The 13138-nt window shown below is 40.2% G+C and carries 12 protein-coding genes; 1 reads left to right on the top strand and 11 read right to left on the bottom strand.

Annotated features, from left to right (window positions below; all coding sequences use genetic code 11):
* Positions 1-70: 70 nt before the first annotated feature.
* The 4 genes from NGI26_RS07125 to NGI26_RS07110 form a co-directional block, all read right to left on the bottom strand.
* Positions 71-1237: a MalY/PatB family protein gene (locus tag NGI26_RS07125; RefSeq protein ID WP_251938198.1), complete on the bottom strand. Its 1167-nt coding sequence runs from the start codon at positions 1235-1237 to the stop codon at positions 71-73.
* 4 nt (positions 1238-1241) lie between these two features.
* Positions 1242-2336 (bottom strand): cystathionine gamma-synthase, encoded by a 1095-nt coding sequence (locus NGI26_RS07120; RefSeq protein WP_251938196.1) that lies wholly within the window; start codon positions 2334-2336, stop codon positions 1242-1244.
* 145 nt (positions 2337-2481) lie between these two features.
* Positions 2482-4440 (bottom strand): peptide ABC transporter substrate-binding protein, encoded by a 1959-nt coding sequence (locus tag NGI26_RS07115; RefSeq protein WP_251938194.1) that lies wholly within the window; start codon positions 4438-4440, stop codon positions 2482-2484.
* 188 nt (positions 4441-4628) lie between these two features.
* The gene (locus NGI26_RS07110) at positions 4629-6251 is read right to left on the bottom strand and encodes a putative polysaccharide biosynthesis protein (RefSeq protein WP_251938192.1); all 1623 of its coding nucleotides are present in this window, start codon (positions 6249-6251) and stop codon (positions 4629-4631) included.
* A 105-nt stretch (positions 6252-6356) separates the two neighbouring features.
* Here NGI26_RS07110 and NGI26_RS07105 point away from each other — a divergent pair, with 105 nt between their 5' ends.
* Positions 6357-7802 (top strand): UDP-N-acetylmuramoyl-L-alanyl-D-glutamate--L-lysine ligase, encoded by a 1446-nt coding sequence (locus tag NGI26_RS07105; RefSeq protein WP_251938190.1) that lies wholly within the window; start codon positions 6357-6359, stop codon positions 7800-7802.
* Between the two features lie 38 nt (positions 7803-7840).
* On the opposite strand, the gene NGI26_RS07100 is transcribed toward NGI26_RS07105, so the two are convergent.
* The 7 genes from NGI26_RS07100 to NGI26_RS07070 all read right to left on the bottom strand — a co-directional run bounded on the left by NGI26_RS07100 (position 7841) and on the right by NGI26_RS07070 (position 13064).
* Positions 7841-8491, bottom strand: coding sequence for a DUF1803 domain-containing protein (locus NGI26_RS07100; protein ID WP_251938181.1), 651 nt, complete (start codon positions 8489-8491; stop codon positions 7841-7843).
* Complete coding sequence (locus tag NGI26_RS07095; RefSeq protein WP_251938179.1) at positions 8475-8987, bottom strand: YiiX/YebB-like N1pC/P60 family cysteine hydrolase; 513 nt, start codon at positions 8985-8987, stop codon at positions 8475-8477. The genes NGI26_RS07100 and NGI26_RS07095 overlap by 17 nt, the downstream gene beginning before the upstream one ends.
* A 63-nt stretch (positions 8988-9050) precedes the next feature.
* The gene (locus NGI26_RS07090) at positions 9051-9986 is read right to left on the bottom strand and encodes a manganese-dependent inorganic pyrophosphatase (RefSeq protein ID WP_251938178.1); all 936 of its coding nucleotides are present in this window, start codon (positions 9984-9986) and stop codon (positions 9051-9053) included.
* A gap of 240 nt (positions 9987-10226) precedes the next feature.
* A complete protein-coding gene (locus NGI26_RS07085) occupies positions 10227-10511 on the bottom strand; it encodes a GIY-YIG nuclease family protein (RefSeq protein WP_251938176.1) in 285 nt (94 codons plus the stop codon).
* Positions 10501-11250, bottom strand: a complete 750-nt coding sequence (locus tag NGI26_RS07080; protein WP_251938174.1) for a tRNA1(Val) (adenine(37)-N6)-methyltransferase — start codon at positions 11248-11250, stop codon at positions 10501-10503. Before NGI26_RS07080 ends, NGI26_RS07085 begins: the two co-directional genes overlap by 11 nt.
* Positions 11251-11299: 49 nt before the next feature.
* Positions 11300-11662: a S1 RNA-binding domain-containing protein gene (locus NGI26_RS07075; protein ID WP_251938172.1), complete on the bottom strand. Its 363-nt coding sequence runs from the start codon at positions 11660-11662 to the stop codon at positions 11300-11302.
* A gap of 1 nt (position 11663) precedes the next feature.
* Complete coding sequence (locus NGI26_RS07070; protein ID WP_251938170.1) at positions 11664-13064, bottom strand: bifunctional Cof-type HAD-IIB family hydrolase/peptidylprolyl isomerase; 1401 nt, start codon at positions 13062-13064, stop codon at positions 11664-11666.
* Positions 13065-13138: the final 74 nt, after the last annotated feature.

The following is a 13138-nucleotide window of genomic DNA, read 5'->3' as shown; positions in this document are numbered from 1 at the left end:
CTTAATTATACCATATTTCTACCTATGAAAATAGCCTTCTAGGAAGACTTTTCTCCTAAAAGGCTAGTTTTTATTTATTTGAAAAAGTGGCAAGCATTCGTTGGCAAACTTCTTCCAAGACAGATGTCGGCATGGCCACATTTAAGCGAGCGTGGAGGGCTCCTTCTTCACCAAAGTCCAAACCTCTGTTCAGGATAACCTTGGCCTCATCTCTTAAAAGCCTTTTTAACTCGTCATCGTTAATATCATAGTCTGAAAAATCAAGCCAAATGAGATAAGTTCCTTGAGGTTTCATAACCTTTATTTTAGTTTCTTTACCAAACAAATCCACTACATAATTGATATGCTTCTCAATCAGTTCTTTGAGTTCTGTCAACCAATCCTCTCCATAGCGATAGGCAGTTTCTGTTGCCAAATATCCCAACCCTGAGATTTCATGTTGATTATTGGCTAGCTGACGTTTTTGGAAAGCAAGTCTCAACTTTGGATTCTCGATGATAGCGTAGGAATTTTTCGTTCCGGCAATGTTAAAGGTTTTGGTAGCACTGCTTAAAATCAGTGAAAATTCTTTAAAATCGTCATTTACCGTATTGAATGACTGGTGTTTATGTCCAAACAAGGCTAAATCTTGGTGAATCTCATCAGATACTAGCAAAACGCCATGTTTTTGGCACAGTTGTCCAATCTTTTCCAAGACTTCTTTCTCCCAAACCCGTCCACCAGGATTATGAGGATTACAAAGAACATAAAGTTTCACATCCTCTTCGACAAATTCTTTCTCTAATTGATCAAAGTCAATCTCAAAGAGTCCATCTTTTTCCACTAGAGAATTGGTGATCAATCTACGATTGTTGAGCTTAATACTCCGAGCAAAAGGAGGATAGACTGGTGTGTTAATGAGCACTGCTTCACCTTCTTTAGTAAAGGCTTGAATGGCTGTTGAAATGGCTGGTACTACTCCTTCGATAAAGACTAGGGAATCCTTGTCAAAGCGATAACCATGGTGTTTTTCTTCCCAGTCTTGAACTGCTTCAATCAATCCATCACTAGCATAGGTATAGCCATAGACTAATTGCTCTGCATAATCATGAACTGTCTGACGAATCTCTGGTAAAACCTCAAAATCCATGTCAGCAATCCAGGCTGGCAATACGTCTCGGTCAGTCTCTGCTTCTTTCCATTTATAGGTATGATGTCCAAAACGATTGGGCAAGGTCGTAAAATCATATTTTCCCATAATTTTATCCTTCCAAGGCTTGACGCAAGTCTTCAATCAAATCTCTAGCATCCTCAATCCCAATAGACAAGCGCAAAAGATCATCTGTCAGTCCATAAGAATGACGAACATCTGCAGGAATGTCTGCATGGGTTTGAGTGGTTGGATAGGTAATCAGACTTTCTACACCACCTAAACTTTCAGCAAATGAGAATACTTTCAAAGTATTTAAGATATGAGGAATACGCTTCTCATCTGCCACCTTAAAGGAAATCATTCCCCCGCGTCCTGTATACAAAACTTCTTTGACAGCAGGTGATTGCTCTAAAAAGGCTACAATTTCTTGGGCATTAGTAGTCGAACGCTCCATGCGCAGTGACAAGGTCTTCAGACCACGAATCAATTGATAACTATCAAACGGCGACAAGACAGCACCTGTCGTATTAAGATTGTAGAACAGTTGTTCATATAGTTCTAAACTATTAGTCACAACTACCCCAGCTAGCACATCATTATGTCCCGCAAGGTATTTTGTTGCTGAATGAAGAACAATATCTGCTCCATCTTCAATTGGGCGTTGGTAAATCGGACTGTAGAAGGTGTTGTCCACGACAACTGTCGCCCCTTTAGCATGAGCTAATTTTGACAATTTTTTAATATCAAATTCCAACATCAACGGATTGGTTGGTGTTTCAATATAGAGAACATCCACATCTCTCTCTAACTCAGCAACCAGCTCTTCTTCTGTATTGGCATAGGTAAAATGGAAACGACCTTCCTGCTCGACTTGATTGAACCAGCGGAAAGAACCACCGTAAAGGTCACGGACAGCCAAAACCTTACTTCCTACTGGAAAGACACTAAAGGCCAGTACAATCGCAGCCATACCTGAGCTTGTCGCTAAGGCATAATCAGCTGATTCGATTGCCGCCAAGACTTCCTCCGCCTTACTGCGAGTTGGGTTTTTGGTACGAGTATAGTCAAATCCCGTAGACTGACCGAACTCTGGATGCTGATAAGTGGTTGAAAAATGAAGCGGTGTTACCAAGGCACCTGTAGCCTCATCTGACTTGATCCCAGCCTGGGCCAAAATTGTGTTGATGTGTAGTTCTTTGCTCATACAATACCTCCAAATCTATAGTAACTATTGTACCACTTATTTTCACTAACTCATTTTCTTGTTTTCAAGAGCTAGTTATAGTTTCAAACTATATAAAAACGATAGTTCCTTTAGAAACTATCGTTTTTCCTGTTGAATAGACTGGTTATTTAACGTGTTTTGCCAATTCTTCTTGGGCTTTTTTATTAGATTCTTCTTTTTCTTTCAGCCATTTTTCTTTAGCCTTTTCGTACTCAGCAGTTGTCACCGTCTTATCTTGCAACTTGAGATACTTGTATGACTCTACACCCTTATTTCCAGCTTGTGAGAATGGTGCTGAGAATGGAACTGTCTTTCTCAAGCTAGGTGTTCCACCAAGGGAAACGTTTGGAATTGCAAGGGCGCTATCAACGAGCCAAGCTTGAATTTCAGCATATTTCTCATAACGTTTTGCTGGATCTTGCTCCTTGTTAGCTTCTTCCAACATTTGAGTGTAAGTATCCAGACCAACTGCCTTGGCCTTGTCATTGACTTCACCTGGTTCTAGACCAAAGTTTTGCAACATTCCACCACTCTTCACGCTAAAGATATCGAGATAAGTTGATGGGTCTTGATAATCTGGGCTCCAACCACCATTATAGAGGTCATAGTCCTTCTGAGCTGCAGTTTGAGCGAGATAGCCAGAGTTACTAAAGTCATCTGTTGACAATTGTTGGATATCGATGACTATATTATCAGTTCCTAGAACAGATTCGATGGATTGTTTCATTGAACTAATCGCTTGAATTTCTGACTTATTGGTCATTTCTACAGTCTTATCCAAGTGAATTGGGAACTGAACACCCTTGGCTTCTAGTTCTTTCTTAGCTTCTGCAAATTTAGCCTTAGCCTTTTCTGGATTGTAGTAAGGATCCTGAGCATCAGCAAAGTTGATGTCTTGCCATTCTTGACCATAGTTGACCATCTTAGATGAGACAACGTCACCAAAGTCTTTTCCGTTAATCGTTACAAATGTAGGAGGTACAACTAGGTTACGAATAATCTTCGTTGCCCCCTCTTCCCCTTGAGTTTGAGCCCCATAAGCCGTACGGTTGTAGGCAAAATTGATGGCTTGGCGGAAGTTTTTGTTAAGAACTGCTTCTTGGGTAGATTTCTTTTCGATGTCAGTCGTTTTAGAAGTGAAATTATAAGATTTTCTATCTAGATTAAAGTTCAAGAAAAATGTCGTCGCATTTTGCATGCTGTAGATGATATTGTCCTTGTTCTTCTCTTTAATCCCTTCAAAACTTGAGCTATTTGGATAGAGACGTGCGTAGCTGTATACTCCTTCTGTAAAGTTACGTGCTAGGGCATCTTGGTCACTTCCATCATAGTAGGTCAATTTCACATCGTCCACAAAGACATTTTTAGCATCCCAGTAATTCGGATTTTTCTTGTATTCGATGACGGATTTTGAAACAAAGGACTTCATCAAGAAGGGACCATTGTACAAAATGTTAGAAGGATCTACCTTACCAAAATCATCCCCTTTTGATTTTAAGAAATCGGCATTGACAGGGAAGAGAATAGTGGACGTAGTTTTTGAATTCCAGTAGGGTTCTGGTCGAGTCAAAGTGTACTGAACTGTTTGGTCGTCAATCGCCTTAACACCGACAGTTGAAAAGTCTGTTGTTTTCCCGTTGATATAGTCATCCAAACCTGCTACAGAATCTTGAACTAGGTACAAAGCTTCGGATTTTTTATCAGCCGCATATTTCAAACCAGTTACAAAATCTTGAGCAGTTACTGGAGCATATTCTTCACCTTCGTATGTATACCACTTGGCATCTTTACGAAGTTTATAAGTGTATGTCAAACCGTCCTTGGAAACAGTCCAGTCCTCTGCCAAAGATGGAACATAGTTACCGTATTGGTCATTTTCCATCAACCCATCTACCAAATTGGTAACGATGTCATTGGTTGTTGCACGGTTTTCTGCAAGATAGTTTAAACTAGACGGATCGCTAGAATAGACATAGTTGTATGTCTTTGTAGAGCTAGCTGAGTTGCTACAAGCCGCCAATAGCAGACCTGCACTTAGGGCAACGCCTGCTAGCGTCAGATATTTTGCCTTAGACTTTTTCATAAACAGAACCTCCAAATTTAAATATTTGTATCATTATACAGCTATTGTTTTTTTTAGTCAAGTGATTATGCTCTAAAATTTATATTTTTCTACATTTTTTATATTTTTTTGTATTTTTTAAAGAAAAAAAGAACAATTTAGACTTTTTTACGTAAAAAGTTCAAATTGTTCGTTTTATTTATAAACTATTATGATAATTTTAATCGTGCTCGTAACTGATTTGCTTTTTCCTGTCCAATAACCTTATCCAAAAGTCGCGTATAGAGAGTCATGAAGCCATAGAGGCCTCCACCGATTGTACCGATTAAGGCGACATAGAGGAAACTCCAGAAACGACCAGTTGGCTGGAAGACAAATCCAAGAATCCATTGTAAGAAGCCTACTAGGATAAACATCACTAGTGTCAAAATAGCCACCAGAATTGTTCTCTTCAAGATAACCTTACGACGAGCACCTGTAATCTGACAGATTTCACGATACATTAAAATAATTGGTATGATGAGACCGATGGTCGTTGAAATTAATGGTCCATAACTGTGAAAAATCGCTATCGATGGCAATTGCAAAACAATCTTAGCAATTGAACCATAAACAAAATACAAGACTGCCTTGCGGTTACGGAACATCGCCTGAAGCATTGGTGACAATACCATGTACAAACCTAAAATTGTTGACTGCAAGACTGCAAAGACAAACAAGCCCATAGCCAAGGTGTCTGGCTTACCGTAAAAGACTGTATAGAGAGGTTCACCTACCATGACCACTCCAACTGTTACAGGTATCAGGAATAAGAAGAGCATCGTGATACTATCTTGTACCAAGCGAGAAGCTGCTGGCAAATCACCCTTGACATAGTTCTCCGTCAAGAGAGGTAAACCAACACTACCAATCGAAACTCCAACCGATATGAGAATCATGGTGATTTTATTTGGATTGGCAGAGAAATAAGAAAACATGACAACTAAGTCTTCATTACTGTAGTTGGTAAACCACTTCATGCTATTGATAAAGGTCATCTGGTCTAAGATTTGGAAGAGTTGAATAGCTGAACCTGTTATGATAAAAGGAATAGCTTCCTTAATCGTATCTACCAAGAGACCTTTACTATCAATCTTATCTCGGGTTTCAAAAACCTTTTGCAGCATTCCTTCTTTATAGAGGAAATAAAGCAAGACAGCAAAGCTAGCTACCATTCCCACAAAGGCTGCAAAGGTAGACTGGGTAACTGCTGCTAGATAATCTTTCGAACCGAGCTTCATGATGATAAAAGTCGCTAAGAGCATCCAAATGACTCGGATAACCTGTTCAGCAATTTGACTCATAGCATAAGGTTTGAGATTATTCATTCCTTGGAAAAATCCACGGATAACACTCATAGACGGGAAAATCAAGACAGCCCAAGCTAAACTTTGCATAATGGGAATCAAGTCCTTACCAACACCTGAAAGATCTGCCAACCAAGGTGCAAAGAGGTATAAGATCAAAGCAAAGACAAGACCGAGACCAGTCATAAAGCCTAGGAAACTTCGAATCAGGGCAAAACTATGCTCTTCTTCTTGCATGGTATTATACTTGGCAACTTGCTTTGCAACCGCAACAGGTATACCTGCTGTCGAAATCAACAAGAACCAGGCGTAGATATTATATCCCATAGTAAAGAGACCATTAGCCGTTGCGGCATAAGTCCCCATCCAAATATACCAAGGGATAATGTAAATAGCCCCGAGCAGGCGACTGATAAAGTTACTAGCTGTAAGCCAAGCAGTCCCTCGTAACATCTGGGCCTGCTGATGATTATTTTCGTTAGACATAACTTCCTCATTCAATTTTAATCACTAGGAAATGTTCCTTATCTTCCATTATAAACTTTTCCTTGTTACTTGTAAAATTCAGACTTTCGGTTTACAATAGAAAGTATGATAAAGATTGAAACCGTATTAGATATTTTAAAGAAAGATGGTCTCTTCCGCGAGATTATCAACCAAGGACATTACCACTATCATTTCAGTGATGTCATTTTCGATAGCATCTGCTACGATAGCCGAAAAGCACAAAAAAATAGTCTCTTTTTTGTTAAAGGAGCTACTTTCAAGAAGGACTTTCTTCTTTCAGCAATAGAACAAGGGCTCGGTTGGTATGTAGCGGAGCGGGACTATGAAGTAGGGATTCCCGTTATCGTTGTTAGTGATATTAAGAAGGCCATGAGTTTGATTGCCATGGAATTTTATGGCAATCCACAGGAAAAACTGAAACTCCTTGCTTTCACTGGTACTAAAGGAAAAACAACAGCGGCTTACTTCGCCTACAACATCTTAAATCAGCAACATCGTCCAGCTATGTTATCAACCATGAATACGACCTTGGACGGTAAGACTTTCTTTAAGTCTGCCCTAACAACACCTGAAAGCATCGATCTCTTTGATATGATGGCCCAGGCTGTTAAGAATGGAAGAACCCACCTTATTATGGAAGTTTCCAGTCAAGCCTATTTGGTGAAGCGCGTCTACGGTCTAACTTTCGATGTAGGAGTGTTCCTCAATATCAGTCCTGACCACATTGGACCTATCGAACATCCGACCTTTGAAGATTATTTCTACCACAAGCGTCTCTTGATGAAAAATAGCCGAGCAGTTGTCATTAATAGTGATATGGACCACTTCTCTGTTTTAAAAGAACAAGTTGAGCATCAAGAACACGACTTCTATGGTAGCCAATCTGATAATCAGATCGAGAACTCCAAAGCCTTTAGCTTCTCAGCTACTGGTAAATTAGCTGGAGATTATGATATCCAGTTAATTGGATACTTCAACCAAGAAAATGCTGTCGCTGCAGGACTTGCCTGCCTTCGTTTAGGTGCTAGTCTAGAAGACATCAAAAAAGGAATTGCGGCAACTCGTGTGCCTGGTCGTATGGAAGTTCTCACTCAGAAAAATGGCGCAAAAATTTTCATCGACTACGCCCATAATGGCGACAGTCTGAAAAAACTCATCAATGTAGTTGAAACTCATCAAACTGGAAAAATCGCTCTGGTTCTCGGTTCGACTGGAAACAAGGGGGAGAGTCGTCGCAAGGACTTTGGTCTCCTCCTCAATCAACATCCTGAGATTCAAGTCTTTCTCACAGCTGATGACCCCAACTATGAAGATCCTATGGTGATTGCAGATGAAATCAGTAGCTATATCAGCCATCCTGTTGAAAAGATTGCAGACCGTGAGCAAGCCATCAAGGCTGCTATGTCTGTTACAAGTCAAGAACTGGATGCTGTCATTATCGCCGGTAAAGGTGCTGACTGCTACCAAATCATTCAAGGTAAAAAAGAAGCCTATCCAGGTGATGCCGTCGTCGCAGAACGTTATCTATAGTATATTTAAAGAAGGCTAGGAAAATTCCTAGCCTTCTTCTATTTTTTTCTAAAGATGAATCTTTCTTTATCAAATTCTACAGCCAACTCATATTTCTCATCTTCATTTTGAACGATGTAGCCTAATAAAACTAAACTATCAACAAAGATATCCCGTCGTTTCTGCATGAGCTGATCTTTTTTGAGAAATTTTAGCAAGAAAGTTGTCATATACTTGAGGGCATACTCAGGATTGACATCCCCTAAAATTTCATACAGTCTCTGCTGTTCTTTTGTCAGCGGATATTGGTACTTGACCTTGTAAAAATAATTAGACAAGGTCATCTTTTCCCTTGCAAAATCCGTATGCTCTTCTAAGATAGCTGCATTGGTTTGATTACGCAATTCAGTCTGAAAATGTTTCTCAAGAATTTCTTGATAGCTTGGGCTATCGTCTCTTACAAAAACTTCCTGGTCTAGTTCAAGAGAATCTGTAGACTCAAGAAAGGGAAGATTGAGGTAGTAACGTTTATTTTCCCGCAATACCAAGCCTGCCTTTATATACTCTTCCAAAAACTTATCTACTGCCACCTCTGGAAACCGAGCCTTAATCTCTCGCAATATAACTTCATCATGCTGGTCAAGATAGTCAACCAAGTTTTTAAAAAATGCTTGTCGTGTCAAACGTGATGGATTAAAAATCTGAATCATGAAGATTCCTTTCTTTACAAACTAAAAGATGAGATGTTGCTAATTGACTGGGATTAGTACCCGGCTGATTTAGAGGTACAGCTAATCCTAGTTCTCTATAGTAGTCTCTCCAGAAATCACTAATTTCCTGATTATCATCTCCAAACTTCATGGGAATGGTCTCAAAGATAGGAAGGAGTTCAGCGATGAACTGGGAACAATAGAAACCATCTCCATTTGGGTAAAAGGAAGCATTGTAGGGAGCACCTAAAAGGTTTTCTGCTCGCTTTTTGACTTCATTGTCATCAATCTCTGCATAGCGGTAAAGGTCATATCCTTTTTCAGCTTCAAAGAAATCTTCAAGCGACTGAGTCAGAACGCCACCTTCCACCGTGGCATGATAGACCTTCCCGTTCAAAAAGATGGCCACATGGCTATAGTTCCCAGTTGATGCCTGGATGGCCTGCCCCATTTCCGTATTTTCACTCACAAAAATCAAATCGCCAGATTCTAACATGGTTTCCTCCTAGCAAAAAAGGAGCCGAAACTCCTTTTTATCAATGGGCTTCCCCATCTATGATTATCCATTAAAGCTTTCAGTTAATTGAGGTACCACTTGTTTCTTACGTGAAACAGCACCTGGAAGGAAAGCATGGTTGTTTTCCAGTTTGAAATTAAAGGCTGCTTCCACCTTGTCCATATTTGATCCAAGAGCCAAAATTTCTGAGTTTGAGTTGACGATGTCTGTAATCATCAAGACAAAGTCAGAGTATCCGTTAGCTGCATTTGCGGCTTGGATGGCTGCTTCGATTTCAGCTTGGCGTTCCAATACTTCAGCAATATCAACTGTATTCACTTGAGCCACACGGACATTGTTTCCATTAAGTTCAAATGTCTTCGCATCGATATCAATCAATTCTTCTGCTGACTTGCTTGCCAAGTTTGTACCAGCCTTGAGCATGGCAAGACCGTATTCTTCCAAGTTCACACCAGCCAATTCAGCCAATTCAAGAGCAATGACTTTATCTGATGGGTGAGTGGTTGGAGATTTCAAAAGAAGAGTATCTGAAATCAAACCTGATAGCATCAAACCTGCGATTTCTTTTGGAACAGCTACACCGTGTTCTTTGAACATGCGGTAAACGATAGATGATGCTGATCCAACTGGCTCCAAACGCATGTAAAGTGGGCTGGCAGTTTCAAAGTTAGCCACACGGTGATGATCCACCACACCATAAACTTCAACTTCAGCGATATCTGAAACAGATTGTTGGAATTCATTATGGTCTGTTAAGATAACTTGTTCTGCCCCTTCTGCTTTAGCAGAAGTGATCACGCGCGGTGCTTCAACACCAAAATAGTTCAATACATAGACTGTTTCTTCATTTGGAGTCCCAAGAGCCACTGCTTCTGTATCCAAGCCGTATGCTTCTTTTGCAAGATAAGCAAAGGCTACAGATGACCCGATGGCATCTGAGTCTGGATTTTGGTGACCAAATACTAGAATCTTAGACATGATAATACCTCGTTTAATTTATTCATCTTATTTTAGCACTTTTTTCCTATTTTGACAAAAGTAAGAGAGTGGGACAGAAATCGGTCATTCGTTGGAATTCGATTTCGTCGTCCCACCTCTGCACAGTTGAGTAGGGCTGTAAAAGCTGATGAAATCAGCCTAGTAGAGTTCACTCAACTACTGCGTCTTGCTCGACAATCCAAAGACAATTGAGAGACTAGGACTTTTGTCCCAGCCTCACTAGATCTCGAAAATATTGGCTAAATTCTTAACTTGATTATCATTTAGATAGCCGACTTTTTCTATACGTGTCTTGCGTTTGAAAAGAGCTTCAGCAGACATGGCCTCTTCCTTGCTGTCAAAACCTTCTGCAAAGATGAGTTTTACTGGCAAGCGAGCTCGTGTATACTTGGCTCCTTTACCGCTATTGTGAACAGAAATCCGTTTCTTCACATCTGTTGTATAACCTGTATAGTAGGAACCATCACGGCACTCTACCACATACATATAAGCCTTATGATCCATAGTAAATCTCTTGAATTTCTGGTGTATAAGTGCCATCACTATTATGAACAATGAGTGGCGGTAGAACCTTAAAGCCACTAGTAGAGCCATCCTTTATAGCCTCAATCAAAAGCATATTGGCTTCCTTTTCTCGTTTAGGATAGACAAATTGCAGGCGTTTTGGAGCCAGATTATGCTGTTGGAGCGTATCTAGAATATCTAATAATCGATCCGGACGATGAACCATGGCCAAACGTCCATTTGATTTGAGAATACTCTGAGCACTACGACAGATTTCCTTAAGGTTGGTTGTGATTTCATGCCGAGCTAAAAGATAATGCTCACTCTCATTGAGATTGGAATGCGGATCTACCTTGAAATAAGGCGGATTACACAAAATCATATCCACCTTACTTCCCTGAATGTGGGCAGGCATATTTTTCAAATCATCGCAGATGACCCGCATCTGCTCTTCCAATCCATTCAACCGAACCGAACGCTCTGCCATATCTGCCAAGCGCTCCTGAATTTCTACAGAGAGAATTTTTGCCTTGGTACGACTACTTGCAAAAAGTCCCACTGCACCATTTCCAGCACAAAAATCCACTATTAAGCCATTTTTAGGAAAGCGAGGAAAGCGCGACAAGAGAACACTATCCACCGAATAGCTAAACACTTCTCTATTTTGAATGATTTTGATATCTGTCGAAAAGAGCTGGTTGATTCGCTCTCCTGATTTTAATAATTGTTCTTCTTTCATACTTCTATTATAGAAAAATATAATAACATCATAAACTGTTTAGAGGACATCACTGACTATTTTTCTTCAAATGCTCCAAGGCTTCCCTTGTCCAAACAGGCATCATGCGACCAAGCGGTGCAAAACCATGCTTAATACGATCATTTGAAAAACGTCTACATCTAGGCAGTTGATGTTTTTCTTCTTCCAAAGTACGAATAGAAAGGCTAGCCTTCCCTGTATATTCATCAAAATCGACCACCTGTACCTGGACTTCATCACCAATTTTTAAAATATCATAGATATTCTCAATAAATCCCGTACGGATTTCCGAGATGTGAATCAGCCCTGTCACCCCTGTCTCTAATTCGACAAAGGCACCATAGGGCTGGATTCCTGTAATACGCCCCTTTAGCTTATCACCAATTTTCATCCTAGTCCTCAATTTCAATCGTTTTAATAACCACATCTTCAACTGGCTTATCCATTGCACCAGTCTCAACAGCTGCAATGGCATCCAAGACCGCAAAAGATTCTGCGTCTACCAATTGCCCAAAAACAGTATGGCGACGGTCAAGGTGAGGTGTTCCGCCTTGCTCTGCATAAATCTCAGCGATTGGTTCTGGCCAACCACCACGCGCAATCTCTTTCTTAGAGTATGGCAAGTGTTGGTTTTGCACGATAAAGAACTGACTTCCATTGGTATTTGGACCTGCATTGGCCATAGAAAGAGCGCCACGGATATTATAGAGTTCTTCAGAAAATTCATCTTCAAAAGCTTGGCCATAAATCGACTCACCACCCATACCAGTACCAGTGGGGTCTCCACCTTGGATCATAAAGTCCTTGATAATTCGGTGGAAAATCACACCATCATAGTAACCGTCTTTTGAAAGCGAAACAAAGTTTGCTACTGTTTTGGGAGCCTGCTCAGGGAAAAGCTTGATACGCAAGTCTCCGTGATTTGTCTTAATAGTCGCAAACGGACCTTCTACTGTTTCAATGTCTACTTGTGGGAAATGCAATTCTTTTTCTACCATACCAAATCCTTCTAAGGCATCAAAAATGCCATCTTCTTCTACTGTTTTTGTAATATAATCTGCTTTTTCTTTGATTTTTTCATGGGAAACTCCCATAGCGATGCTAATGCCTGCATATTCAAAGAGTTCCAAGTCATTAAGACCGTCCCCAAAGACCATGACATTCTCTGGTTTCAAGCCTAAATGCTCCACCACCTTGGCTACACCTGTGGCTTTTGAACCTGAAATAGGCACGATATCAGATGAATGTACATGCCAACGCACCATGCGAAGTTTATCCGACAAAGAATCTGGCAAGTGCAAGTTATCTCCTTTTTCCTCAAAGGTCCACATCTGATAAATCTCTACTTTTTCATGAAAATCTGGATCCACATCCAAGTTTGGATAAATCGGATCAATTGCCTCACTGATCAGTTCTGTTCGAGTGGAGAGTTTGGCGTCATGACTGCCAACTAAACCATATTCAATCCCCTCTTGTTTTGTCCAAGCGATGTATTCTTCCACATCTTCTTTAGCAATCTGATGCTGATAAATGATTTGACCTTTTTTATCTTCAATATAGGCACCATTTAAGGTTACAAAAAAGTCCGGTTCGAGCTCTCGAATTTCTGGAACAACACCGAAAATACCGCGCCCAGAGGCAATACCTGTTAAAATCCCTTTCTCCCGCAACTGTTTAAAGACAGTGGGAATTGTCGCCGGAATAAAGCCCGTATTTGACGTACGCAAGGTATCATCGATATCAAAAAAGACGATTTTAATCTTCTTTGCCTTGTATTTTAATTTTGCATCCATCTCTCTACCTCTTTTCCATCACTCTTTCCATTATACCATAAAGTAGAGAAATCCCCTATCTTCAAAGAAATTCG

Source organism: Streptococcus sp. Marseille-Q0941, assembly GCF_943736975.1.
Lineage (GTDB): Bacteria > Bacillota > Bacilli > Lactobacillales > Streptococcaceae > Streptococcus.
Note: the sequence above shows the minus strand (reverse complement) of the source record. Positions and strands in the feature narration are given on the sequence as shown.

Coding starts and splice junctions, on each gene's coding strand:
- NGI26_RS07125 (WP_251938198.1), bottom strand. CDS start 1,237: ATGGGAAAATATGATTTTACGACCTTGCCCAATCGTTTTGGACATCAT.
- NGI26_RS07120 (WP_251938196.1), bottom strand. CDS start 2,336: ATGAGCAAAGAACTACACATCAACACAATTTTGGCCCAGGCTGGGATC.
- NGI26_RS07115 (WP_251938194.1), bottom strand. CDS start 4,440: ATGAAAAAGTCTAAGGCAAAATATCTGACGCTAGCAGGCGTTGCCCTA.
- NGI26_RS07110 (WP_251938192.1), bottom strand. CDS start 6,251: ATGTCTAACGAAAATAATCATCAGCAGGCCCAGATGTTACGAGGGACT.
- NGI26_RS07105 (WP_251938190.1), top strand. CDS start 6,357: ATGATAAAGATTGAAACCGTATTAGATATTTTAAAGAAAGATGGTCTC.
- NGI26_RS07100 (WP_251938181.1), bottom strand. CDS start 8,491: ATGATTCAGATTTTTAATCCATCACGTTTGACACGACAAGCATTTTTT.
- NGI26_RS07095 (WP_251938179.1), bottom strand. CDS start 8,987: ATGTTAGAATCTGGCGATTTGATTTTTGTGAGTGAAAATACGGAAATG.
- NGI26_RS07090 (WP_251938178.1), bottom strand. CDS start 9,986: ATGTCTAAGATTCTAGTATTTGGTCACCAAAATCCAGACTCAGATGCC.
- NGI26_RS07085 (WP_251938176.1), bottom strand. CDS start 10,511: ATGGATCATAAGGCTTATATGTATGTGGTAGAGTGCCGTGATGGTTCC.
- NGI26_RS07080 (WP_251938174.1), bottom strand. CDS start 11,250: ATGAAAGAAGAACAATTATTAAAATCAGGAGAGCGAATCAACCAGCTC.
- NGI26_RS07075 (WP_251938172.1), bottom strand. CDS start 11,662: ATGAAAATTGGTGATAAGCTAAAGGGGCGTATTACAGGAATCCAGCCC.
- NGI26_RS07070 (WP_251938170.1), bottom strand. CDS start 13,064: ATGGATGCAAAATTAAAATACAAGGCAAAGAAGATTAAAATCGTCTTT.